12 protein-coding genes, 1 tRNA gene and 1 rRNA gene are annotated in these 26,517 nt (G+C 35.2%); 2 read left to right on the forward strand and 12 right to left on the reverse strand.

Annotated elements, in window-relative coordinates:
- Positions 1-13: 13 nt before the first annotated feature.
- Positions 14-123: ribosomal RNA gene (gene rrf / locus ACHRV5_RS10565) — 5S ribosomal RNA — on the forward strand.
- A 61-nt stretch (positions 124-184) separates the two neighbouring features.
- Positions 185-270, forward strand: a tRNA-Leu gene (locus tag ACHRV5_RS10570).
- 790 nt (positions 271-1,060) lie between these two features.
- Here ACHRV5_RS10570 and ACHRV5_RS10575 read toward each other — a convergent pair.
- From ACHRV5_RS10575 to ACHRV5_RS10630, 12 genes are all read right to left on the reverse strand, one after another.
- Positions 1,061-1,189, reverse strand: a complete 129-nt coding sequence (locus ACHRV5_RS10575; protein ID WP_395426696.1) for a hypothetical protein — start codon at positions 1,187-1,189, stop codon at positions 1,061-1,063.
- 15 nt (positions 1,190-1,204) lie between these two features.
- On the reverse strand, positions 1,205-3,217 hold the full coding sequence (locus ACHRV5_RS10580; protein WP_395426697.1) for a leucine-rich repeat domain-containing protein: 2,013 nt from the start codon (positions 3,215-3,217) through the stop codon (positions 1,205-1,207).
- A 265-nt stretch (positions 3,218-3,482) separates the two neighbouring features.
- A complete protein-coding gene (locus ACHRV5_RS10585) occupies positions 3,483-6,002 on the reverse strand; it encodes a leucine-rich repeat protein (protein ID WP_395426698.1) in 2,520 nt (839 codons plus the stop codon).
- Between the two features lie 526 nt (positions 6,003-6,528).
- Positions 6,529-6,792 (reverse strand): hypothetical protein, encoded by a 264-nt coding sequence (locus ACHRV5_RS10590; RefSeq protein ID WP_395426699.1) that lies wholly within the window; start codon positions 6,790-6,792, stop codon positions 6,529-6,531.
- 2 nt (positions 6,793-6,794) lie between these two features.
- The gene (locus tag ACHRV5_RS10595; RefSeq protein ID WP_395426700.1) at positions 6,795-7,394 is read right to left on the reverse strand and encodes a hypothetical protein; all 600 of its coding nucleotides are present in this window, start codon (positions 7,392-7,394) and stop codon (positions 6,795-6,797) included.
- A gap of 336 nt (positions 7,395-7,730) precedes the next feature.
- On the reverse strand, positions 7,731-9,428 hold the full coding sequence (locus tag ACHRV5_RS10600; protein ID WP_395426701.1) for a hypothetical protein: 1,698 nt from the start codon (positions 9,426-9,428) through the stop codon (positions 7,731-7,733).
- A gap of 329 nt (positions 9,429-9,757) precedes the next feature.
- A complete protein-coding gene (locus ACHRV5_RS10605; protein WP_395426702.1) occupies positions 9,758-10,117 on the reverse strand; it encodes a DUF5977 domain-containing protein in 360 nt (119 codons plus the stop codon).
- Positions 10,118-10,126: 9 nt separating this feature from the next.
- The gene (locus ACHRV5_RS10610) at positions 10,127-11,029 is read right to left on the reverse strand and encodes a DUF5977 domain-containing protein (protein ID WP_395426703.1); all 903 of its coding nucleotides are present in this window, start codon (positions 11,027-11,029) and stop codon (positions 10,127-10,129) included.
- Positions 11,030-11,118: 89 nt separating this feature from the next.
- Entirely contained in the window at positions 11,119-11,487 is a 369-nt protein-coding gene (locus ACHRV5_RS10615) for a tail fiber assembly protein (RefSeq protein ID WP_395426704.1), read from the reverse strand.
- 26 nt (positions 11,488-11,513) lie between these two features.
- The gene (locus ACHRV5_RS10620) at positions 11,514-12,659 is read right to left on the reverse strand and encodes a hypothetical protein (protein ID WP_395426705.1); all 1,146 of its coding nucleotides are present in this window, start codon (positions 12,657-12,659) and stop codon (positions 11,514-11,516) included.
- 92 nt (positions 12,660-12,751) lie between these two features.
- A complete protein-coding gene (locus ACHRV5_RS10625) occupies positions 12,752-18,652 on the reverse strand; it encodes a vWA domain-containing protein (RefSeq protein WP_395426706.1) in 5,901 nt (1,966 codons plus the stop codon).
- Between the two features lie 13 nt (positions 18,653-18,665).
- On the reverse strand, positions 18,666-26,093 hold the full coding sequence (locus tag ACHRV5_RS10630) for a hypothetical protein (protein WP_395426707.1): 7,428 nt from the start codon (positions 26,091-26,093) through the stop codon (positions 18,666-18,668).
- Positions 26,094-26,517 lie beyond the last annotated feature (424 nt).

A 26,517-nucleotide genomic window follows, 5' to 3' on the forward strand; every position in this document is an offset into this window, starting at 1 on the left:
GTAACAACGACCTTAAGGTGGTTATTGCGGCGGGGCTCACCTCTTCCCATCCCGAACAGAGTAGTTAAGCCCGCCTGCGCAGATGGTACTGCAGTTATGTGGGAGAGTATGTCGTCGCCTTTCTTTTTAAAAACCCTGTTCTGAAAAACAGGGTTTTTTATTCTTTTTAGAAAATACTACTAATGCTCGGATGGTGAAATTGGTAGACACGCTGGACTTAAAATCCAGTGAACAGCAATGTTCGTGCGGGTTCAAGTCCCGCTCTGAGTACTAAAACTTCAATTGGCTTTTGCTGATTGAAGTTTTTTTTTTTGAAAAAAATATAATTGATTGTACTTTTTATTAATATTCGTTAACCTAAAAAGGAAAAATAAAGGTGTTAGCTTTATATTTGGCCTTCTCAAAAAGGATAATTTTGTAATAAGCTCCTTTTGGTTATACTTCCAACAGTAAAATACTGTTTGTAGTTTCTCTTTTTGTAAAAATAAAGATTTGTTTTTCGCAGTTGCTGAAGGAATCACAAACAAAATCTCGCAGAGCCGCAAAATCGCAAATTTTTAGTAAAAAAGCAGAAAAAAAACTTTGAGACTCCGTGACATTTCGTGAAACCCAAAGGGAGAAAGTGGAAAATAGAAAAGTAAAGCTTGAAAATAAGAAGAATAAGCTTAGGAGCTTGGCGTCTTTGCGAGATTGTCAAAGCGAGAAGTTGGGACTTAAAAAAACTGTGATAAAAAAGTATAAGACCTGCTAATTCTAATAAAAGGGAATTTCTAAAAATTGCTCCACAACTTTTGGAATTGATTCCAGTTTTCCCTAACCAAGAAGAAGGAATATTTTGGTCTGTACGCACTTAGATTTGATTTACGATATCCTATTTCCTCACTAATTTCCTGGCTCAGTTCTAAACGTGCTTGAGTTCCTTATAGTTTAATGATTTCGGTAGCTATTGTTAAAGAATCAGCGGTTATTTTTCTACTTTGTCAGTAATTAGAGAGTCAATTAGTTCTTTTTAGAATCTTACCTTGTTCAGCGGTTAAGGCTTTTGGGATTCCGTTAGTAATTAGGTCTTAATCAATATTGCGTTAATACCACTAAATTTTAATTCTCCTGTAGTATTTGTAGTTAAAATTTTGTTTTGCCCATTTGTTTCTAAATCGGCTACTTTTATTCTGTTGTAGTTTGTATTCATTTTTTTATAGATTTTTTATGCATAAATTATATTAGCCCCTCTTGTATTGGCAGCATAGATTAAATCTCCATCAGGTTCACCATTATTTGCTGTTTGGAGCGATGCAGCAACCGTTATAGTACAACCCATTTTTATATTATTAAAAATGCCATTGAGTAGAACAGAATGTCCTAATGTATTTAGTAATGGGGCGTGAAAGCTGATAACGGATGAGTTATTACTAAAGGTATTATTAAAAGTATTATTTCCTTTAAGAGAAGTTAGACTATTAAAGTTATAACCTGTTATTCCTGTACAGTTATAAAAAGCATTATCTCCTATCGACTTTATTAAATTAGCAGTTATAGTATTTTTTAATCCAGAACATTGGGAAAATGCTGAACTACCAATAGAGGTGACTGAATTCATATTTGTAATGTTATCTAATGATGTACAATTGTAAAATGCAGCATAATCAATTGAGATTACGGAATTTATGTCAACGATATTGATTAATGATTCACATCCTTGGAATGCGGTACTACCAATTGAGGTTGCTTCCGATAAATCAATTGATGTTATTGTGGTACAATTGAAAAAAGTATTAGCACCTATACCAGTTGGTCTGCCTATTATAAGCGTTGCTAGTTTATTGCAATTTTCAAAAACACTTTTGTTTAATGCGGTTAGTTTTAATAATGGAGCACTAAAGGACACAAGTGATGAGTTTTTATTAAAAGAATTATTTCCTGCAATGGATGTTAGCGTATCAAAATGATAGGCCGTTATTCCTGTGCAACCATAAAAAGCACTATCACCAATCGACTTCATTAAATTAGCTGTTATAGTGTTTTTTAATCCAGAACATTGATAAAATGCTGAACTAGCAATAGAGATAGCAGAATTCATATTTGTAATGTTGGTTAGTGATGTACAATTGAGAAATGCAGCATAATTAATTGAAATTGTGGTATTTATGTCTACAATATTAACTAATGATTCACATTCTTGGAATGCGGTACTACCAATTGTGGTAGCTTCCGATAAATCAATCGAAGTTAATTTGAGGCAATTGATAAAAGCATTGGAGCCTATACCTGTTGACTTACCTATTGTAAGAGTAGTTAGTTTAATGCAATTTTCAAAAACACCTTTATTTAATTCTGTTAGTCTTAGCAATGGAGCATTAAAGGATTCAAGTGATGAGTTTTTATTAAAAGAATTATTTCCTACAATGGATATTAGCGTATCAAAATGATAGGCCGTTATTCCTGTGCAACCATAAAAAGCACTATCACCAATCGATTTCATTAAATTAGCTGTTATAGTGTTTTTTAGCCCATAACATTGCGAAAATGCTGAACTACCAATGGAAGTAGCCGAATTCATGTTTGTAATATTGGTTAGCGATGTACAATTGAGAAATGCAGCATAATTAATTGAAATTGCGGAATTGATGTCTACAATATTAACTAATGATTCACATCCTTGGAATGCGGTACTACCAATTGAAGTTGCTTCCGATAAATCAATCGAAGTTAATTTGAGGCAATTGATAAAAGCATTGGGTCCTATACCTGTTGACTTTCCTATTGTAAGCGTAGCTAGTTTAATGCAATTTTCAAAAACACTTTTATTTAATGTAGTTAGTTTTAATAATGGAGCATTAAAGTTAACAAGAGATGAATTATTAGTAAAAACATTGCCTCCTGTAATAGAGGTCAGATTGCTAAAATTATATACTGTAATTTCTGTACAGCCACCAAAAGCGGCATCTCCTATCGATGTGACTAGTCCTGATAAATCATTATAACTTGTCAACGATGTATTGTTATAAAAAGCTCCCCATGGAATACTATAAGTACCACCTGTGATTAGACACTCAATATCATTGTTTATAACCCGAAAAAATTTGATCCGATTAGCATTGATTCCAAGTTTAGCAGCTAGTAATACAGGTGTGTTAATGGTAGCCCCAATGCCACCAATATTGGTATTTGCTTTGTGTTTTAATTTTCCGAAAACGGTTTTTAGTAATAGACTTCCCATGATTGATTTTTAAATTAAAGATATTTTGTATTTATCAATATATTGTGATGATTGTTAAAGAGTGCACTTATTCTGGTGATTGTATTTCATTTTAAAGAATATACAATTTAGGAGGAGTAATAGTGATTTTATGTCGTTTGTAATGAAAGAAGTAGTTCTTCATGTTAGTAATTTGAAAAAAAAATGATCTACTGTTGCTTCAGTTTGAAGAATAATATTTTGTTAGATACGTGTTTTAAATTAGTACAATGATTTTCTACTATCTTTATACGTAATTAACTATTGCACCTCTTGTGCCAGTTGCATAGACTAAATCTCCATCAGGTTCACCATTATTTGCTGTACGCAAGGCTAGTGGAACAGTAATTGTAATCCCTTCTTTTACTAATTCGAAGATTAAATTGTTAGCATTTGTTGACCCTAGGTTAAGTAAATTAGGTGCGCTTAATGAAGACAAAGAAGTATTTTTAGATAAAGTATATCCTCCATTTATATTTGTTAAATTTGGAAAACTGCATGTTATTAATGAGGTGCAATCTTGAAATGCGGAATTACCTGAAATAGTAGTTAGATTAGGAAAACTTAAAACAGTAAGATTTTTGCAATTTTGAAAAGCTCCTGCGGCAATTGTTACTAATGAATTTGCAGAAAAATTTAGTAATGAGTTGCAATTTTTAAATGCATTTGCTCCCATCGAAGTAACTTGATTCATGTTTACAACATTGGACAATAAGGTACAGTTTTGAAATACACTTTCTTCGATAGTTGTACAATCTGATAAATCTATAGATGCAATTTTAGTTCCTGAAAATGTACTATGTCCTAAACTGGTTGGTTTTCCAATTGTCAAAGAGGATAAATTATTAGAATTTAAAAAAGTAAATTTATTAGAAGATGTCAAAATTAAATTAGGCGCACTAAATGAAGTTAAGGAAGTATTTGTGTCAAATGTGTAAGTGTTAGTAAGACTTGTAAGATTTGGAAAATTATATGATACTATTGAAGCACATCCTTGAAACGCAAAAAAACCGGAAATAGTAGTTAGATTAGGAAAACTTAAAGTAGTAAGGCTTTTGCAATTTTGGAATGTTCCTGCAGCAATTGTTAACAATGAATTTGCCGAAAAATTCAATAATGAACTACAATTGCTAAAAGCATTTACTCCTATTGAAGTAACTTGATTCATGTTTACAACATTGGACAATAAGGTACAGTTTTGAAAGACATTTGCCTCAATAGCTGTACAATCTGATAAATCAATAGATGTGATTTTAGTTCCAGTAAATGTACTATGTCCTAAGCCAGTGGGCTTTCCAAGGATTAATGAAAGGTTTGTACAGCCATAAAAAACTGCTATATTAGAAGATGTTAGAACTAAATTAGGTGCTGTAAATGAAATCAGGGAAGTTACTGTATAAAACTGTGAACTTCCAGTCATTGTTGTTAGGCGAGGAAAATTACATGTGGTTAATGAAGTACAGCCTAGAAATGCCCCATTATTAAAAATACTAGTTAGACTAGAAAAACTTAAAGCAGTAAGGCTTTTGCAATTTTGGAATGTTCCTGCCGCAATTGTTAACAATGAATTTGCAGAAAAATTCAATAAGGAACCACAATTACTAAATGCATTTGCTCCTATTGAAGTAACTTGATTCATGTTTACAACATTGGACAATAAAGTACAGTTTTGAAATACATTTGCCTCTATTGTCGTACAATCAGATAAATCTATAGATGTAATTTTAGTTCCTGAAAATGTACTATCTCCCAGACTAGTTGGTTTTCCAATTGTCAACGAGGATAAATTATTGGAATTTAAAAAAGTAAATTTATTAGAAGATGTTAGAACTAAATTAGGAGCACTAAATGAAATTAAGGAGGTATTCGTGTAAAAGGTGTAAGCATTATTAAGACTTGTAAGACTTGGAAAATGATATGAGACTATTGAGGTACATCCTTGAAATGTGTAATTACCTGAAATAGTAGTCAGATTAGGAAAACTTAAAGTTGTAAGGCTTTTGCAATTCTGAAATGCCCCAGTAGCAATTGTTAGTAATGAATTTGCAGAGAAATTCAATAGTGAACTACAATTACTAAAAGCACTTATACCTATTGAAGTGGCTTTGTTTATGTTTACAACATTGGATAATAAGGTACAGTTTTGAAATACACCTGCCTCTATTGTAGTACAATCAGATAAATCTATAGATGTAATTTTGGTTCCTGAAAATGTACTATCTCCCAAACTAGTAGGTTTTCCAATTGTCAACGAGGATAAATTATTAGAATTTAAAAAAGTAAATTTATTAGAAGATGTTAGAACTAAATTAGGTGCACTAAATGAAGTCAAAGAGCTATTCGTGTCAAATGTGTAACTGTTAGTAAGACTTGTAAGATTTGGAAAATTATATGTTGTTATTGATGTACATCCTTGAAATGTAAAAAAACCGGAAATCGTTGTTAAGTTCGGGAGATTAATGAAGGTAAGATTTGTGCAACCTTGAAATGAATTTCCTAAAATCGAAAGGACTAAACCGGAACGATCATCGTAATATGTCAAAGTAGAGTTAACAAAAGCAGATGCAGGGATTTCATAATTACCTCCTGTAATTAATAGTTGAATATCATCTCCAACAATGGAAAATAATTCAATCCTGTTTATATCTATTTTTAGTTTCGAGGCAATTAAAGCGGGTGTGTTAAGTGTAGCAGAAATCCCACCAATAAAAGTGTTAGCCTTATTTTTGGCGCTTCCAAAAATAGTATTTTGAAGTAAATTACCCATAATTATATTGATTATAAAATGTTATTTGTTCTCTCACTTTTTAATAGAAGTATTTGCGGAGAGAATTTAAAGTAGTGATATGTTTTGTAATTGTCAGTTAAAAAGTATACCACTCTATATCAATTAAAGTATTCTTGATTAGAGTGGTATGACTTTTAGGGACTAAAAAAAATCAAGTTGCACGGTCACTAATAGAAAGGATTATGCATAATTAATTATCGCTCCTCTAACATTACCGGCATAAACTAAATCAGCATCAGGTATTCCTGAATTTATAGTTGCCATACTTGCGTGTATATTGATTGTACAGTCCTCCATGTGAAGTGGTTAGGTTACTCTAAATTAATATCATTAACTAAAGGACAATAAGCTAATAAAGAGTGACTTGCTGTTGTTAATTTTGGGACATGGCATTTAGTTAACTTAGAATTACGACTAAATAAATTGTGATTGCATCCCGTAAGCTTGGGGAAATAAAACTCGGTTGCTTGTGTGTTTGAAAGAAAATGATCTTGGTATATGTAAGTTAGCAATCCCTCGGGTCTTTGTAATATGTTAGAGCGGAATTTTTAAAAATTGTTCTGTTATAATGTATTTCATAATTGCCGTCAATGATTGCAAACTCTATATCATTTCCAATTGTTTTAAAAGCTTTTACTCTATTTGATGATACTTTTAAAAAGGTACTCAATGATGAAGTGTCAGGAATTAAATTTGCAACTCCACCAATAAAAGTATTAGCCTTATACTTGGTCTTCCCAAAAACGGTATTTTGAGATAAGCTTCCCATGGTTATACGCCTAACAATAAAATACTGTTTGTAGTTCCTCTTTTTGTAAAAGTGAAGATTTGTTTTTCTGCAGTTGCGGAAGGAGTTCCAAACAACCAGGTATGAGGAGCTGTGATCGTCCAGGTTACTGTTACTCCGGGAAGTGTAATTCCGTTAAAAATAAAACTTTCCGTTAGAGAAGCGGGAACTGCGATGGTACAACTAGTATTAAATACAACCGTTTTTCCTAACCAGGAAGAAGGAATAGTTTGGTTTGTACCTACTTCAATTTGATTAACAATATCCTGTTTTCCGCTAATGTCTGGGTTAACTTCTGCACCAGATTGAATTCCTGATAGTTTAGTGATTTCAGCAGCAGTTATTAAACGATCACCGGCTATTTTATCTACTTTGTTAGTAACTAAAGAGTCAATTAGGTTTTTTAGAACTTTACCTTGCTCAGCTGTTAAGGCTTTTGAGATTCCGCCTGTAATTAGGTCATTAACCAATATCGAGTGAAGGTCACTAAATTTTAATTCTCCGGTAGTATTTGTAGTTAAAATTTTGTCTGGCCCATTTGTTTCTAAATCGGCTACTTTTATTCTGTTGTGGTTTGTGTTCATGTTAGTTTGTATTAATGATTTGAATGTTAGAGATCAGGGTTTATAATTTGTAATAGCAGTGTAAGGTTTTGTATGATGCTAATAAGAGTGTAGCAGTAGCAAAAGAACAATTGAAAAATCAATACTGAGTTTAATAAGGGTAGTTTGCGGATTTAACAGTATGACATTTCTTGTGCTTCCTTTTACTTCGCTCAGAATGACACGAAATATTATTTATTCTGATTTTTACTGCTCCATACGTTTCAGTATTGATTCCAATTGGTTTCGGAGCGTTGTTTGTATTTACTATTCCTTCACTAAAAATAGTTAGTGAAGGGAATAGGTTTTTGAATTTTACTAGTAGACTATTTTACGGTCTCCGGTTGCCGTTTTGTATTCACAACCAACAGGAAGCCCGCCTGCAATGGCAGCAACGTTATCTGCATAAGTGGGCATATTGGCCCAAATCATGTAGCCATTCTCATTTATGTGAGCTCTAAGTGTTTCTGTTTGCATATCTGCGCCTGAAACTGTTTTTTGTCCAGTAAAAAATTGAACTTCAGAAGTTCCTGATCCTTTGCCAGTTCCCCCAATGAGTTTCAATGCACCTCCATTTAAGTTTGGAGCCCCTGTTTGTGATAAATTAAGATGAAATATACCGTCAAAAGTAGCTGCGTAAATATCACCTAAAGAATTAGAGGCGAGTGATCTCCACGATCTAGTTGTCTGGCCTAATGGTATAAAGTCGTTAGTTCCTGCCGTTTTTTTGTATACGTCGCCGCTAGTGCCACCAATGTTATTATCACCGGAAATACCGGCATAAACATCGCCATTTGGAGCACATTTTACCGAAAACCAGTTTTTGGCTCCCTGGTTTGTAGCGCCGAAAGAGGAAGCTCCGTAAACTTTCTTGTGTATATCATTACCAAAGCCAGTCAGGTAAGCGTCGCCATTGCTTGCAAAATCAAGACCAGTAATTATAAAACCAAAACTTTGCCATAAAACAAAATCACCAACACCTGCAGTTTGTTTAAATATTGCACTTGGAAGAGCTAAGCAAACCGCATAAATATCTCCGTTGAGGTCTTGCGAAATAGAATTCCAGGTTCTAACTGCTTGCCCCAAAGGCATAAAGTCACCTGTGCCAGCTGTTTGTTTATAGATATCAGTTCTCCAACCACAAGCATAAACATCACCGTTTTGCATGCATTTTATAGAATGCCATGTTCTAGCTGTTTGGCCCAATGGTATAAAATTGCTGGTTCCAGCTGTTTTTTTATAAATATCACCATTATAAATACAAGCATATGTGTCACCATTTTTGTGGATATCTATACACGACCATCCGTAAGAATGGTCTTGTGTTTTTACAAAATTGGTTGAAGAAAAACTAGTATTAGAAGCTTTTCCTGCTGCTAGAATGAGTGATCTACCTTCTGTTTGGCTTTCTGAATTTTCGATATCTACTCGTCTGTTTTTTAACGACCCGAAAGAAAAATCTGAAAGGATAGGCCATTGATTATCTATTCCTAGATTAGTTCCATCATCGGTGATTCTGCTGTTTCCAATCGTCGATGTGGTTGAAAATTTTGAGATTTTATTTATAACTCCTGATGGAACATTCATCTTTCCTGCCAGATCAGTTAAGTCGGCTACTGTTCCGCTTTTGTCTTGAAATGCGTAAGTTCTGGATGCTGTATTAGTATTTGAAAAAAAAGAGGTGAAAGTATTTGCCGTATTTCTTAAACCTAGTTTACCGGCAAGAAATGTCTTAATTCCCGATACATTTTGATTGTTTGAAATACCTAAGTAAAGCATGTCAAAATAAGTTTTAAGTGTATCCTTACTATTGTCAATTAAATCTTTTAAAACTTTGCCTTGTCTGGCGTCCAGTACTTTGCCTTCCTGATTGTAATCTAATGCATTGTAACCATCAACTTTAATAGTATTGATGTTTGTAAACTCTAATTCGCCATTGGTGTTTGTTGTTAAGATCTTGCCGGACTCATTTTTTTCTAAGTCGGAGACTTTTATTCTGTTGTGGTTCGTGTCCATAATGTTGATTTATTAAAAATTGCATTCCAAATACACTTCTTCGGTTGTAGGAATCATAGATAGTGCTGGTATGCTGTTTGTTGTAGAGGCAGAATTATTCCCATCACCATTAGATATAAGAAAAAAACATAGGGTTTATAATAGTGTAATGAATCTATTTGATTAGTTGTTAATGGTATTTCATCATAGGAAGTCGAATCTATTAAAATGCCATTTTTGTATATCTCATGACCAACAATTCCAGCATTGCCTGTAGATGAAGTCTATGATAATGTCAATGTATAAAGAGTATTCAAAGACGTGTTTAAAGATGGACTTGTTGGTTAGACTTATTGAGGTCTACAGACTCCTGAATTATTTGCATAAATTTGAGCATTATTTTCCAGCCAGGTGGCGGCTTGATTATCTGCATCAGCTTGATTTATGTTTGAAACGAATTGGTTTGCGTAAACAATAAGTTCAACTCCTTCAGTAATTTCTCCTGGATTACAATTATCTTTAAAAACAGTCTTGGTTAATTGCGTGTTGTAATATCTTGCTCCCGAAGGACAGTTTGTTTGGTCTAAAACGGGTGCAATATAATCTGGATCTGTTGCCAAATTTGGTTTTAGAGCTTGTCCGGTTTTACTGAGATCATCTTGATAGTATTCTTCTAACCAAGCGAAAGATTTATATCCTGTATTTGCCATGTTTATAATTTAATAAGTTATTGCAATTTGTGCTTTTTTAGTATGTGTGGTGTAGGTAATGTATCCAATATGTGGTACGTTTTCGATATTATTTGACCATGTCGGTGGGCTTGGAATGTTTTTAGAAAAATTTAATTTTTGTACAATTGCACCTCCTGTATTAATAAAATCATTTCCGGAAGCGCTAATTTCTCCACCTGAATAAATAGCTATTTCGATATCAATATTTCCTGTTCCAATCTGTTTGTACCATGCAGCAGCCATTCTAATTTGTATCGTATTTAGGGATGCGTGGTCGCTAGCCATTTTAGTAAAATTGACAAAACAACTTTCAACCCCGACAGTTTCTTGATTATCTCCTGCCCACATTATATAGGAATCTTTAGCTTCAATAGTGGTAGAAGGCAGTTTGGTACGACCTTGGCCATGACCCAACCATTGTTTGTCATATTGTGTACCGGTATTTACAAATCCGGTAAATGTATCCAAATCCTGACCAGCTCCTAATACCCATTTATACCTGATAATCATATAATCAAAAGGCAGTAGTAATCTTGATGGCTCAATAACACATGAATGATCCACTCCTCTCCAAGCAGTTTGCCTGATAAGGCAGGATCCTGAATTATTCGCATAGGCCTGAGCATTTGCCTTAAGCCATGATTCGGCTTGTTCATTTGCATCAGCAATACTTATTGTCGATACAAATTTATTTGCTTCAGCAGTTAATTCAACTGAATTCCCTGTTGTTCCTCCAATGTGACAGTCATTTTTTTGGGTTGCTAAAGTTTTTTTGGTATTATAATAGACTGTAGTTCCTTCAACAGGAGTATATTGCTCTATAAAAGCAAAAGGTTTATATACTGTGTTTTCCATATATTGTGTTTTAGTCAGTACTACTGATTTACTCATTAAAGTTGTTTTAAAAAGCAGAAATCAACTTATCGGGATTGCTTTCTGCTTTTTAAAACTGTTAAAGAGATTACATTGAATAATTGTTTTTATAATGGCTTTGTAGGCCAAATAACAGTTGCCAGGTTATCGAGAGTGGTTAAGTCTCTTAGTTCTTGTCTGTACTTTTGCCATTCTGCTTTTTTCTCTTCAGAAAGAGGAGAGTCGGGCACTTGTGACCAATCACTATCAGTCAATAATGTGTTTCTGGTTAATTTTACATTTTCGAGAATAGCATCATTACTTTTAATGAAAGGAGAGTAAGTATGGACCCCGTCAACTACCTTATAATCTTTTGATAAAGCCTGTTGCCATTCTTCTTTAGTCAGTTCAATATTTGGTTTTGGAATATTTTCATGTACTCCTTCAACATAAAAACCAGTGTACTCTCCTTTTTTGTTGTATGTTCCTTTATACATTATTTTTTATTTTTAAATTTTTAGTATTAATATCCGATTGCAAACATGAACCCAAAATCTGAATCAATAATTGCGTTATATCCTGTTTTTGAAAGTCCATAAACGTGATTATAACCTTTATTTCCTGAGGATTCCCTATGAGTAGACACCACGATACTGCCTATTTTGGTCGGAAAACTGATAGGAAAGTTGTAATAAGTAGAGCCATAAGATAGAAATGCCCATTGTAGTATTAAGCCATTGCTAAGTTTTTGATAACCACTTTCTGTCTCCAGAGTAAAAGGAGAATGCCCGGCATCATAATCAGAAGAAGTAGAGGAAGATACAGATCCGTCTGCCATAAGATATTGGTTGGCTGTTCCTCCGGTTTTAACAAAATTCTTACTTTCTGTAGCTGCGTCAAAAACTTTATTTCCTTTGATAGTTTGATTGGTCGTTAAATCAACATATTTGGTATTAAATTCGGGTTCTGCTATTGCAATTGAGCTTTTAAACCAATAATCTACCTCAATATTGCGACCACTTATCGGGGCAGAAAAGGTAAGTACAGAAGTATCATAATCTTGTACATAATCTTTACCTTCTCGGAGTAATTGACCATTTTTGTATACGATAACGCTTAGTTTAAGAGGAGGGTATTTTAGCGTGATGGTAGAATTGTTAAAGGTTTCTGCGCTAAAAGTCTCCTTGTAAGGGACTGATGAATTCCCAAAGATAGAATCAGAATTAGTTGCGGTAGGATCAAGATTTTGAAACCAATAGTTTATTTCAATATTTCGGTCCGTAATGGCTCCTCTAAAACTAATTAAAGCCGTTTTATAATTTAAATCATAATCTTGTTTTTCTTCTAATAATTGTCCGTTTTTAAAAACTTTGACACTGTTTTCAACAGGAGGAAACTCTAATTCTATAGTTGATCCGCTAAAGTTATCCTGATATTCTTTGTAAGGAGCATAACAATTACCGGAAATGATTCCTGAATTTTGAAACACTGTTCTTAAAAGTGCCGGAGTAATATAACTGTCATGATCTGTACCGGTTTCGACCATTTTAAAGTCGGCCTTGTCTTCGTCTTTATGAACGAAACTATTAAAGATTTCTGCGAAGTCTTTTTCTGACGGAACTTCTCCGTTTAGAAATTTGCTGCCAATGTCAATTCTGCTTGTTGCCATGTTGTTTGATTTTATTTCTTGCTATAACTATTTATTTGATAGGCCTGGTTTTAAATACCAATGACCTAAATCATTGGTATTTGTTGGATTTTTTAAAGGGTTAGGATTTTCTCTTCATAACTGTACATACCGGATGAGTTTTCAGAAAGCATTTTGAAATGATGGTAGATTCTTTCCCCATTTTCATTTTTAATACGTAACTCGTCCGTTGCCTGTTTGGTTTTCAGAGGCAGTGTAACAGTGGTATCGTTGGCTGCTTTCTCCTGAATTTTTTCCCAATTTCCCTGATTGTTCATTTTGTAGAGATGGTATTTCCCGTTATGAACGGTTTTCTCCCAGTTAAAAACAACAGATTTTAAGATTTCTCCATTTGCTCCTGTTGTATTTGCAGTGGCTTTTAGTACCGGTGATTGAGGAGAAACATTGTCCGTAACCACTGTAGCCGTAATTTTTGATGGCTGAGATGGTGTATAATCAATAGTAATGATAGGATTTTCAATAGTTGAATTAGGCGCTTCGTAATCGATTTCTCGTGAAACCGTAATCCTGTAAAAAAGCCCGTCACCAAACGGAACAAATTCCAGATCTTCAAATTCATCATACACGGTCCAAACATTATCAAACGCATTAGATAACGTATTTTCATTAATTAAAACCTCTTTAGCAAGCTTCATTGTTCGTATCGATTGTGCTTCTTGCATTGAAGTTGCACGGTAGATATTAATTTTTCTGATCTTGTATTCCGGTTGGTACGCATTTAGTTCAATCTGAATGGCTGGTTTGATTCCTAAAATCGGATTCTCGAGAACCGGCATAATTCGCTTAATTTCTGGAGTTTGTGGAGGGTTTGAAGCAACTAATTTTACCGGACCAACAATATCACTAAATTTACTGAAGTTCATTTTAATGTCCATTTCACGAACCGCATAGAAATAAATATTTTGCGAATTTCCGTCCAGATTAAAGTCAGTAAACTGTGTTATATTATTAACTGGATCTACGATTTTCATCATTGGCGCAATGTCAAAAGCGGTATCAGTTGCTTTTAAGGCATTACCGTTGTTGTCTTTAATCTTTTGCTTTTTGTTTGTTGGGACATAACTATTATCTTTAATATGTTCGTAAACAACAGGAACTTCAGTTAAAGGCACAAAAGTGGATTGAATAGCTTCTTCTATAAAATGAATCGCCAGTAAATCGTCTTTAAGTACTTGATCTTTAGGGATTAGGATTTTGTTCAATGCTGTTAAACTCTCGATTGTTTCAGCTTTAATTACCGGCTTTTTTGTTTCATTATGCCATTTGATAAAATCGTTTATTAATTTTATAAATTCTTTATTGTCCGGTAGTGGGAATCGGTAGCTTATTTCAGATTCATTTTCCGCTGGGAATGATTCATAATTAGCTGTTAAAGCAAGAGCATTAAAATCTAAAAAGTTCTTCCATCTTTTATTAAAATTAATTTCTTCATTTCCGCCAAGTTTTTTTAATTCTTCACGGATCGTATCTATGGTTGTTCTTTCATACAAAACATCAAAAATGGCTTCTTCATTGGTTCTATAATGTAAGGCAGCATAAGGTTTACGGTCTTTAGTGTATTGTGTTGTAAAAGTAAAAGTCGAACGATTGTAAAAATCGGGTCTTGTCGCATACAAACTACCAGCTGTTACTTTTTCGGGTTTTATAGGTTCTTCAATTTTAACGGCATACATCGGACTAGGAATACTAATCTTTGATTTGTACTCAAAAGTAGGTCGAACGGCATGTGTACTAATTCCGAAAATAGAGTAACGTGTACTTTCGTCTTTTCTGGGCTGAATATTTGTTTTCGTAACGCCATCTGAAGGACTGGCATAGAGATACACTTTATAACTTGGATAGTAGTTTACAAGCTGTGAAACGGGAGTTTTAAGACATTTTGCTTTACGATGTTCATCAGCTGTTACATTAGGATCTTTATTGATAATTTCATCTATTGCGCCAATAATTTCATCATATTTAGGATGCATATTTTGCGTAACATAATTTTCAAGTTTAAAATCAGTATCATTGATGTAAAGAATTAAATCTCCGGTTGTACCAATATTTTCTGTTCGTACGACTTTAAATTCTTTTCTGGTTTTTACACGTACAGGATTTCCTTCTTCGATAGCATTTTTCGTAAATAAACGAACAATACCATTAGTCCATTCCACTGAGTTTTCGCCTTCGGTTTTAAATTGGGGATGTTGAGGTAAATTAAAGTTACAGAAAGTAATTTTATATAATCCTAAGTGTTTTTTCTCCGACAATTTTTTTGGATTTTTGTTTTCATCCAATATATATATTCCTTTTTCATCCTTCTCATAGGCGTCTTCCACAAGTCGTTCTATTATTGCATTTTCCCAGATTCCCCTCGTTTTTTCTACTTGTAAATCCGTTGTTTTTTGGTTCTTTTGCTCAATAACTTCTCTGTGAATAAAATTAAAACGGGCCGGAATTTCAACTTTAAAATTAAGCGGATCGGGTTTATACCAGTTTGAAGCTGTCTGCATGTTTTGTACCAGGGCGCATAGTCTGTTCTCGGGGATTTTTATCGCTTTAATTTGTTCAGAATCTATAGTTGCCTCTCCACCAGCGTGAACACTTTCGCTGACTTCTTTTTTAAGCACTGTTATAGTAGCATGATCAAATTCGTCCGGATCCCCGGATACTTTTTTCGATTTATTAACAACAGTAATATTATTAACGATGTAGTTTTGATCTGCAATTGTTAGAATTCCTCCGATAAATCGGTTTTTGTTCCCTTCGGTCAGTGTAATTTTAATTTCTTCGCCGCTACTAAGAATTTTGTACTCTTTTATTTTAATAATTGAGGTAAGGTTATCCGTTGGGCTATCCTCAATACTATCAATTTTTCCATACTCAGCTTCAGGTAGTCCGTCTTTGTAGTACAGTCTAAAATGATCGGCAAATACTTCATCACTATCAGGATAGATGGTTTCAGGATCTTTTGCTTCTTCAACAGACATTCCTTGAGGAGCGGTATAATTTACCAGTTCCTGAGAGGAATAATAATCAAACATAATTCGGACTAATGTATTATCAGAATCAGGAGTGCTTGGGAGTTTACCCAAACGTTCTTGTTCAGATTGTGATGTAAACATCAAAGGGCTTTCTTTTGTAATCAAAAGTGAATTAATACCTGTTGGAGGCATTAAGTTATTTGCCGCTTTAATGTGTGATCTAATATTTATTTCCCTTCCTGCTGAAGCTCTCGAAAAAATGTTAATACCATATCCCTGATAGATATATTTTTTGTCACCTACCATTTCCTGACGAATATTCAAAACAGATTTTCCGGATTCCGGGATAATAATCGGAACGGGTTCGAAAGAAGGTTCTTCCCGAATGGTATTGATATTGTAATATTCCAAGTCTGAAGATAATTCGGGTTTTATCCAAATCTTGTCTGACTCTGCCGCCTTTTTCGGGTCTACAATTTTATGATTAACTCCTAAATAAATAGGGAATGTAAAAGAACTTCCGTCGTATTCTAAAGAAGATTTAAAGAATTCAGTCTTAGTTTCATCAGTAGTATCAATAACAGCATCATAATCCGAAACATCATCCATAAAGATGCTGATGAATCTTTTCTTACCATCAAAGCTGTATCCCTCAGAGTCTGTAATTTTTGCAGTCTGTTTTTCATCGGAGCTTACATTTAAACCGGGTACAATTTTACTTAACTGAACCGGCAGAGGAAGACGTTCTGTAGTTACAGCTGTAGGAAGACTCATAGAAAGATGCTCAACTTCTCTTGCTCCTTTGCCGTCCTCCAGATCACCAAAAGTGGTGTATGCTGTAAGATAGACAAAGTCTCCCGAAAGAACTTCGTCATCAATATCGATACAACCTAAACCTAACATACGCGCAACGTGATAATCATTTGCAGCAATGTTTAATAAATCCAAATGGTGAACGTCAGTTAAATTTTCGGCATAGAGTTGTTCCTCGCCCTCTTTTGGGTCGTTTATCGGAACCTTATCTCCAAAAGGAATCGTTTCTTTTGCAGTTGGATTCTTTGGGTCTATACTTTTTAAAATATACGATTCGACAATTTGCAGGATGTTTCTGTCCTCTTTGTTAGCCGTTGGTTTATTCCATTTGTCTTTATAATTCGCAATATTTACACACTCGCCATTATTGTATTTTAACCATTTTCCGTGTACAGCATTCAATTTTGGCTCTAATTGCTCAAAAACCTGCGTATCATTTTTACTTAATCCATATTTTCCTTTTAAGTACCATTTTCCGTTGTTATTGACGTGTGAGATGAAATCGGAATAAAATTCAAAAGTAACTTTACCCAAAAGACAATTATTCGCCTTAAATTGAATACTTCTTCCGTTTTCGGCAAGTAATCGAATTGGATTTAATTGTGCCGAAGAATACGTTTGACGATTGGAAACTCTCTTAGCAGCGGTAAAGGTATTTTCGGCAACAGATAAAGTCTCTAATCGCACTATACTTGAAGTAGTTACGGATGTAAAGTCTAATTCAGCAGCAAAAAACAATTCGGTTTTGTTTTCAATTTTAATCAGATTGTTTCCATAGGCCTTTATAAATGCTGCAGGATCTGTCAACGGATCTGTCGTACGTTTTACTAACGCATACTTTTCTATATTTTGAAAAGAAACATAAATGGATCTTGTAGCATTGTTTGTTTTATAAATCCATAATCCTTTCAGATTATCGACAACGCTTGGCGGTTCGTGTAAATTTAGTGTATGACTTACTTTGATGTAAGGGGCTCTGTACACTTTTACGTAGTCATCCGGTTTATTATGACCCAATTTTTCACCGGTATATAAATCTCCTTTCGGAAGGTGTTTATCACCTAATTTACCGGCAAGCATCCAACGCAGGTGAATTCCTTTTGTACTGTCAACACCTCTTGAACCAGCGGCTGCAATTTGTAAATAAGTAGACTGAAGACTGGTTTTTTCAGGAGAAATATCAACTACAACTGTCCCATTACCAATACTAAAATTAATGCTTAAGTCTAAAGGATTTTTAACACTGTTTAAAGCAATCGGAGCAGAAAAGGGCCCAATATTTACTGGTTTTCCTTCTACGCGAATGGCGGCTTCACTTACAGATGAACCGGGTATCGTAATGGTGTCTTGAATTGTAAAAATCAATCCGTTTAGATCGCTTTTACTATGGATTTTTGTCCCGGCGTTTAGCGTAAGAGCAACGCGGCTTTTGTTTCTAAAAACTAAAGTTCCGGCTGATTTTCTTATTCTTGCCCCTTTTTTTAAAGCAGGGTAAACTAATTTATTTTCAATAACACGCACATTAGGAATACAACCGGTCTGAGCAGTAGATAAAGCGATAGTAAGTTGATTTAATTCATCTCTCAGAGTGCTAAAATCAGGAACTCTGATATAATCAGCATCTAATGCCGAAAGACTGCCGTTTTTTACTACCGGTGTGTTACCCAAAAAAGTAGTTAGTGGTGTGGTTAACTCGCTGACATTGTCTGCTGTACTGGTGACACCGTAAACAAAAACTCTTGACCTCTGATTTAAATCAGTGAATAAACCTTTTAATAATTCAGAGTTGTTTACCTGAATACCATCTGTTACAAGAAAAACAATATCTGGCGCTATTGCCAAAGCACTGGCAACATTTAAACCGGACGCCCAATAATCGGATTGGGTACTGACTCTGTTTGCACCAAATGAATTAATCCAATCGGAAAATTCTTGGTGATTGCCTGATACTTTTTTTTGAATAACATTATCGGTTCTAACAGCGTTATCGCTGTTAGACATTCCGATTAATGAAAGTGTAATGTTGCTTTGAGATTGAGAATTGATAAATGAAGTCAGCCCTTCTCTGATTTGCTGCGCTTCATTGGCGTTAATTGAACCTGATTCGTCAACAACGATTGCTATATATTTTTCGCAGCCAGAGAGTTGGCTTTCCTGAAGATTTATAGAACTCATTTTTCTTATTTTTTTAAAGATTTATATTTTCTGATTTTAATGCTGAGCCTAAGTTTAACTGTAGGTCTTGTTTGTCAGCAGATTTAGTCAAGGGTGTTCCGTCGGTATTCCAGATTCTGTAATCAAATGCAATATCCAGTGGCGTTTTTGGAATAACCTTACTAGCATGCATGATCAGTACCTGCGAATAATCTTTGGAGTACAGTACATGGTAATCCTTCTTTTTAGTATATACTTTCCCGCTACTGTTCTGTGTAATATCTACAACTGCGATGGTGTCTTTGATTTCTTCCAATGGCATTTTTGGAATATTGAATGGCTCCGGATTACGAATTAAAAGTGCTACAATCGTATTGGTAGTGCTATCAATAATTTTATTTACCTCAGTACTTTGAGCCGGATCAAGAGGAGACATTTTCAAGATCCCCTGGATTGCACGATCAAACGAATGCTGGTATTTTAAGATAAGAGGGTCACGCAAAGTCTCAGGACTATTCGAGATTACACCATATAAAGCGTTAATTTGATCCGGAACTAAAGCAAGATTGATGTCATATAATGCCTGGTGTGATGGATCATCATTTAAATAATAACTTTTTATCTGTTCTTTAAAATCTTTGAAACGAGAGGTCTGGAACCCGAATTGATGTACCAATACATTTTTACTCTTGCTGACATTTTCTTTTTTCGTGTCATCAAAGAAGTTATTTACTAAAACCGTATAAAGCTTAGAAGGTTTTAAATTAGTTAAGACGGCATTATAACCATAAGACTTCGGTTTTATAGCTTCTCCAATTGTAATTTGACATTGCATTACAGGATTTCCGACGGTAGGGATTTCATTGGCAGGACTTCCTTTGATAAGATTTCTCAGTAATTGAATGCCCAGGGGAATTCTCGGATCATTATCATCAACCCATTCTGTTTTAGCTTCATCTGGCATTGGGTAGGTTGTGATTTCATCTTTAAACGGATATTCAATAAGAACATCTGTAAGAGGATCTTTGATAACAAGATTTATTGCTCCGGCAATTGCATTATCGTTACTGCCATATTGCTCCCAATTTTTAAACAAATGATAGACATAAGGATTTGAGAAAAATAGCGATATCTTACATTGTTCATTTCCGTAGAAAACAGGTTTAGATTGTAATAAACTTCCATCAGCATAAGGGTAAGAACGGTTATAATCGATGTACTGTCTTAACGAAGTCAGCGGTGATTTAGACAATTCGGTCAGCTCATTTTTTACCGGTGCTTTTTCACCCTCAGCAAGTATCGGATCCGGAACAGGGTAGTGTCCAACTGGACCTAAGGTTTTAAAACCATAATAATAGTTAAAGTCTGTTGTTTTATCATTATTTACTGTATCTGTTAAGACAAAGTTTAAGTAATATGTTGTGTTAGGTCTCCAGATTGGCTGAACAGTCTCTTGTATCGCTTTTTCCATGGCTTTGTTATCCTTTCTAATCTCCTCGATCTGTGGAATAGTGGTGTTGTGGAAATAACTTTCTTTACTCAGCCATTTCACACTATGGAGATATGTGGCATAATCTAACTCAGGATCCTCTACACCATTTCCTCCATTGTTACAAATGGTATCATTGACCGTAATTATTTTAGAATTCCTGACTCCTCTGTTATAATCCAACTGTTGTGCAGCTGCTAGTGCTGTTGAAAGTGTCGTTTCAGTTGTTAAAACAGAAGCAGAAATAGTCACATCAACAGTTTCTTCAGGATACAAAGCACAATTCTCAAACTGATCGGTAAACAAGGAGACATAAGCCCCTTTTTCATTCGGTTTAGAAGAGAGCATTATAATTTCGTTCGCAGTAGACGCTTTTTGAATATCAATAATCGATGTGTTATCTTTCTCATCTGTTTTATCTCTTCTTGAAATTAATCGGGTAAGCTTTAATTCTGAGTTGAATACAAACAAATGTTTTTCGCTATAGGCAAAAACAGAATTACTGTTGATGGCCTTGTCAGTTAAATAAACGGCAGAATCAAAAACGGTATCGTGTTGCGCAATAGTTACTGAATTTTCTGCAATTTGTGCTAAACCAAATTTTTCGTTGGAGAATTTAACCGTAACAAAAGTTTTCCCGTTTACAAGTGCCGCATCAATAATTTCAGAAATGGCATTATCCGAAAGTACTTTTGTGTCGGTTACAACAATTGAATATGGAGCAGTATCCAGGCGGAAACGGATAATTTTTTTATCTTTTGTAACCAAACTAAATTCAGTAGCATTATGCTGAAGAAGTTTAATTGCCGCTGCATTAATTTTTACACGTTGCACCAAGGTACGATCGTTTCCTTTTACCCAATTGATCTGAGTTTCGTTTTCTACAGTGTTGATCCAAAGCAATTCATCGTTAGCCAACGGTACTACTTTATTAAAACCTAGAGAATAATTGTTCAGATATTGTACACCGGAATGTAAATTCAAGTCTTCATCAAATTCAGCAAGCACCATTGCCGCAATTGGCGATTGACAGCCTACAACAAAATCAAGATCAACAATGGCTTCCCCGATTGTTTTGCATTGCGCAGCATTCAGAGCCAAGGTTACCAACAAATTGTCGTTTACCACCTGCATTGACGTAACAGCACCATTTACAAAACGTTCTCTGATTATAGTACCATCCGGATTGATCTGTAACAGAATAGTGGTGGCACTATTCGCTTTCGGATGGAACGATACAACATAGGCGTCCTTGTACTTAATCACTTTGTCAAATACATAAGCGTTTTTTCCGCTGTATCCGTAATATTGTGTGAAAGTAAGCGTACTTGGTGTTCCCGTTGCCAGATCATCATTTCCTGCATCAGCTTTTAAGGTTTTTAATTCAGCCAATAACGTATTGTAAAGCGGGATGTTACCCGGTAAATTAATTGAAACGTTACCTCCTTCGCTGTTATAGCTATCCGTAAATAATTTGGCGATCTCATTTCTGATTTCATAAATACGTTTTCCCTTAGCAGATAAAGGAACGATTACAATCTTATCTATTTTTGTTTTTGAAAGAGGGTTCTCTTCTTCGCTAAATAATTTTATCGGTTGTAGCAATTCAGCTTTAGTATAGATCAGACTATTTTCAATCGTTCCATCTTTAGCTTTTCTCAAATTAATAGGTTCGTAAACAGCTGATTTTGCACCTGCTACAAGAACAGTTGTAAAGGCTTTAATCATGACCTCTTTCGCTTGAGTGGTTATTTCTAAAGTTGGCTCGACAGCAGATTGTGGGAAAATAACTTCCAGCTGATTTTTATTTTGAAAAGATAAAGATCTTCGGTACCTGTGTGGATTTCTCTTTCCGGTGATGTGCATGAAATCACCATTTGCAACTTTATTTTTTTCCACAATTTCCGGAGTATCTCCAATCAATTTAAAAAATAATCCGTTGATCTTTTCTGCTTCGTACTGGGTAGGAACATAATAGCGCTGCCCAATTAGTTTGTTGCGGAAATCAGTAGACTCTTCTTCGATACTCTGCGATTGACAGAATAATTTAGAAGGTGTAATTCCGAATTGCTCAGGAATATGCCATCCAGGTTCTCCGCCACTTAAAAAAGAGAATGGATTGGTTGCTAAAACACGAATACTGTCATATTGGTCAATTGCTTTTTGCCATTGTGCCCAAGGTAAATCCTTAACAGAATTTCGGGCTTCTGTCGTATTTTTGACAACTGCTTCAAAAGGATGGTATTCTTCCCAGGCAACACCATTCCAAAATTTTATTCCAATAGATTCAATTGCATATTGATGTTTAACCTGACGTAACGGCCTGCCGGCTATCTTTTCGATTGGAGGCATCATATCGGTATAATTTTTAGCATCGCCTGTGTAACCTCCGATTTTTGTAGAAAGCTCTTTGTTAGGCAGCAAGCCTTTTGCCATTTTAATATCGATATAAGTATCTAACGGAATTATATTTTGAATGGAAGCTTCAGTAGGTTCACTATTGAAATAATGAAGTGGGAATGCCTGATTTGTTAACATATGAACTCCTTTCACATTTTCCAGTGTTCTATTGTCAGCTCCGTCTCCATGGGTTCCCATAGGAAGTGGACTATACGGCGTTTTATCAATAATTCGGTTAATATCCCATTGAAGTTCAACTGTGAACCTCTTACGAACTCTGAAAGGTCCAATCTTAACACGTACGCTTAGATCCAGTCTGGCATAAATTAAGAAGGGTTTAAAGGATTCAACCGAGAATATGGTATCTAAAACAATTTCTATGTTAATGATCCAAAGTTTGATTTGAATTCCTCCTCCGGCACTGATATAACCACCCATTTGAGGACGTTTGAAAGAAATTTTCCCTCCTAATTTCAGATAAGCCCATAATCGGACTCTTGCCGGACCGAACCTTTGCTCTACGTTAAAATCCAATTGGGCACCTGCTTCAATTCCTTGGGCAGAAATCATAATAAAGGCCCTGGCAGTAAACAGCTGAAAAATTCTCGCTGTAATAGGGGCTTTTTCAGATCCGATATTGACATACCATGGTCTTTGATTTTTAAAGAAAAACCCTGCTTCTAATAAGGCTTGAATCTTAAAAATTTCTCCACTGTCTTTAGGAATACTAAAATCGGCACCGGCAGCTAATTCTAAGGAATCGTCACCAAATGCTACCATAGCAAAGAAAGGCGGGTTGCTAGGATCATCTTCAATAAGGCCTAATCGTCCTGCGATCACATTTAATCCTGCTTCAATATAGAATAGAGTAGGCAGCGATAATAATAACATGGCTCTCAGTGATAATACATGTCCACCATCAGCAACGGTTCCAAATGTGGCTCCGGCACCAATAGAGAATGGTGAATTGTATTGCATAGAATCAGGTGGCCCGCTGAATTTTTCAACATTTATTCCCGGCTTAGGAGTTTTGTAAAATGAGTACCAGGAATCGTCTTTTGTTAACCCCGCAGCTTCTTTGGTGGCAACATATCGGAATCCTAATAAACCTCTGAAAGCAGAAATAGCAATAAATCCAAGCGGAATAGGAGTAGGCAGTTCAATGTGAGCGTCTATTAAAAATGCCGGATATTTAGGCATGAAACGCATATCTACGCCTCCCGAAATTTTTGCTTGTGGAAGTTTTAAAGAAACCTTCCCTTTAAACTCTTGGTCCACGCCAGGATCAGGAAGAGTCAACATTCCATTGATAATAGCGACGGCAGTTTCTTCTGTCGCTGTTCCCGGAATCATCAAATCCACCTCAATGGTTTGAATTCTTAAGAAACTGTCTTTGTGACCTTCTTCTGTACAATAATAATATTTTACACCCTCACCACGAGCATCAACTCCAAGAGGATTGATACTGATGGCTCCGTCAAATCCCCAAAAGTTGTATTTACGACCATTAATTTGGGTAGCGCCAAAGTTAATGTTAGACACACTCATTTTTACAGGGCCAAGATTTAAAGAAATATTCAGCGGAATCGGAATACTTCCACCTTCAAGTTCGATATTTCCATCACTGTAAATGCGAAGTTTCTCCAGAATAATCTTCTGGTCTCCCATAAGACTTTTCATGGTTTTATTTAGGAAAGATACCTCACATCCCGTTCCGATGTAATAATCATCGTCTTCCTTTCCTAGTTCGAAACTGTTAAATTTAAAATTCACAAAATCAAACAAGGTAGCTTCCGGACCACCTGCTTTAGGGAATGATGCCGTAAGATTAAAGTCGCCATCATCGTACAAGTGACCTTCGACCCCTACTTGTATCGGTTGACCCGCTTTAGTAGGATGGTTGGATGGATATTTGAATTTATTAATTTCTAAGGCACCTTTTATGTTGGAACCAATTACCTTGTTTTGTTTGAACGAAATATCAAATTTGTTGAAACCGACTTTGAAACCTTTGCTTTTAGATCCAATGGTTTTCCAAAGGGTATTGTCGTATAATTCCGAGAGGAAGTTTTGGTACTCTTTAGGACCGGTAAAAATATAGGTTGTTGAAGGTTCAACAGTACTTGAACCTATTGAAGGAAGTGTTGTTAACGATAAAGGATACTCAAAAGCATAAGGTACACCCTTACTGTTTAATTTTTGTAAAAAGACAAGTAGAGATTGATAATCAGCAATTTCTTTTTTGTTTACCACATCACTTTCATCGTTTTTTTCAAACATAGTGATCGGGTAATTGAAATTGAACTTGTCGTTAAAATAATTAAATGCACCCTTTGTACTTGGAACGGTCTCCAGATAAATGTTTCCGGAAAGACCACCTGAACCCACTAATAAATCAGAAGCACCAATTTTTAATGTTGGAGTTGTGTTTTCCGGATTTTCTTCCAGGTTATGAAACCATTTTGAAGGCAAAGTAACCGAAACCGCACGAGCATATACTCCGACAAAATCAGCAGGACGTCCATCAGCATCAGCCTCGGGGATATTTGTTTTTTTACTTAAATCAACTTTTAAACTATCCAATTGGAGTATTAAACCCGTGTTGGCAATCATGGCATAATTTGGCGTCTGTAACGAACCGCCCAGTTCAAGTTGATAACCAATTCCGGCTTCAGTATCAGCATACAATTGTGCTTTACCAAATACAAACATTGACTTTTCGCTGCCATCGCCGTACGGAGAACCGTCTCCATAAACTGGTCTTAAAATGTTTCGGGGGAATTCAATACCGGCACTCAGGGCCAAAGTGGCTTTGGCTTTGGGTGTGATAATTTTTTTAATATAAGCTTCGATACCATCGGGAGCGATGATCGCATAGAACTCCTGTAGTTTTTGTTTCGTTTCGTTTAAATCGGATCTTAAAATGTAAACCGCAAACAATACTAATGAAGTCGATTCTGTAAGCGCTGTATTGTTTTCAATAAGTGTAATTACAGTAGAAATGGATGGTTCGACACCCTCAGGGAATTTTAATTTTTGTTCGCCGGAAAGATTCTGAAGTGTATTAATATCTTCTAAAAGCTGTTCGAATTTGGTTCTTCCTGTCTCAGCCTCGACAAAAATGTTCAGCATGTGGGCTACAACTTGCGCTTCACTAATGCGGAAAACTTGTAAACCTACAGTATAAAAATCCTGTACGGAGAAAGAGAAATTGCTTGAACTGAAGGTTTTCAAGAAAGCTAAAATCTCCCATTGATACTCTAAAGTAATTGGAAAAGAGGAGATCGAAGTATCCTCGATAAGATTTGGATTTAGTACAAGGCCTAAATCAAATGGCAAAGGAAGAGCCAGTTTTTTGCTCGTTACAATATCAAGACTATAAAAAGCGGAATCACCACGATATCCTTTTGAGTATTGCAGGTTTTTATAATGTATCTTATCAAAAATGGAATTTAGACCGTTTTCGACAAATGACAAAAACTCGGGTAAATCATCTACAGTGATTATCTCAGATAATCGCGGATAATACCTCGGCGTAGGAACCGGAACCGCTGGAATTGGATTAGTTGGCATATTCTAATTTGTTTTTGACTTTAATTTTGTTCGTATGTTGTAGGATTAAATTCGGGTTGTTGCAACCAAATAAAGCATTCAAAGAAGCAATCCATTATTTGGATTGCGATGGGTTTGCTACTTTTTTGTTTTAAATAATAGCCCAAAAAAACAGTTGAATTGGATCAGTTGCGGAGTCTTTTTTCCTTTTGATAGCGTAAAGGTGAGCCTAAATTTAGACTTTAAAGAATTTGTGCTTAGCGCTCTGACATTGCTGTTCTGCGACTTTACAAGGTTGTAAAGCAAACGGATATTGTTGAGGTTGGGAGTATACTTTTTGAAGACTAATTAAAGAGAGAAGACCTCTGCAGTTTTAAGTTTTCGGTATGGTCTCGTTTCTACCTTTTTTAAGGAATTGTTTGAAAGTAACAATGCACGAGAGACG

The organism is Flavobacterium sp. FlaQc-52 (assembly GCF_044007495.1).
In the GTDB taxonomy this organism is placed as follows: domain Bacteria; phylum Bacteroidota; class Bacteroidia; order Flavobacteriales; family Flavobacteriaceae; genus Flavobacterium; species Flavobacterium cupriresistens.

Bases quoted from the DNA above. Each gene is read 5' to 3' on its own strand.
- ACHRV5_RS10630 (WP_395426707.1), bottom strand. From the start codon at position 26,093: ATGCCAACTAATCCAATTCCAGCGGTTCCGGTTCCTACGCCGAGGTAT.
- ACHRV5_RS10585 (WP_395426698.1), bottom strand. From the start codon at position 6,002: ATGGGTAATTTACTTCAAAATACTATTTTTGGAAGCGCCAAAAATAAG.
- ACHRV5_RS10575 (WP_395426696.1), bottom strand. From the start codon at position 1,189: ATGAATACAAACTACAACAGAATAAAAGTAGCCGATTTAGAAACAAAT.
- ACHRV5_RS10580 (WP_395426697.1), bottom strand. From the start codon at position 3,217: ATGGGAAGTCTATTACTAAAAACCGTTTTCGGAAAATTAAAACACAAA.
- ACHRV5_RS10600 (WP_395426701.1), bottom strand. From the start codon at position 9,428: ATGGACACGAACCACAACAGAATAAAAGTCTCCGACTTAGAAAAAAAT.
- ACHRV5_RS10590 (WP_395426699.1), bottom strand. From the start codon at position 6,792: ATGGGAAGCTTATCTCAAAATACCGTTTTTGGGAAGACCAAGTATAAG.
- ACHRV5_RS10615 (WP_395426704.1), bottom strand. From the start codon at position 11,487: ATGTATAAAGGAACATACAACAAAAAAGGAGAGTACACTGGTTTTTAT.
- ACHRV5_RS10595 (WP_395426700.1), bottom strand. From the start codon at position 7,394: ATGAACACAAACCACAACAGAATAAAAGTAGCCGATTTAGAAACAAAT.
- ACHRV5_RS10620 (WP_395426705.1), bottom strand. From the start codon at position 12,659: ATGGCAACAAGCAGAATTGACATTGGCAGCAAATTTCTAAACGGAGAA.
- ACHRV5_RS10605 (WP_395426702.1), bottom strand. From the start codon at position 10,117: ATGGCAAATACAGGATATAAATCTTTCGCTTGGTTAGAAGAATACTAT.
- ACHRV5_RS10610 (WP_395426703.1), bottom strand. From the start codon at position 11,029: ATGAGTAAATCAGTAGTACTGACTAAAACACAATATATGGAAAACACA.
- ACHRV5_RS10625 (WP_395426706.1), bottom strand. From the start codon at position 18,652: ATGAGTTCTATAAATCTTCAGGAAAGCCAACTCTCTGGCTGCGAAAAA.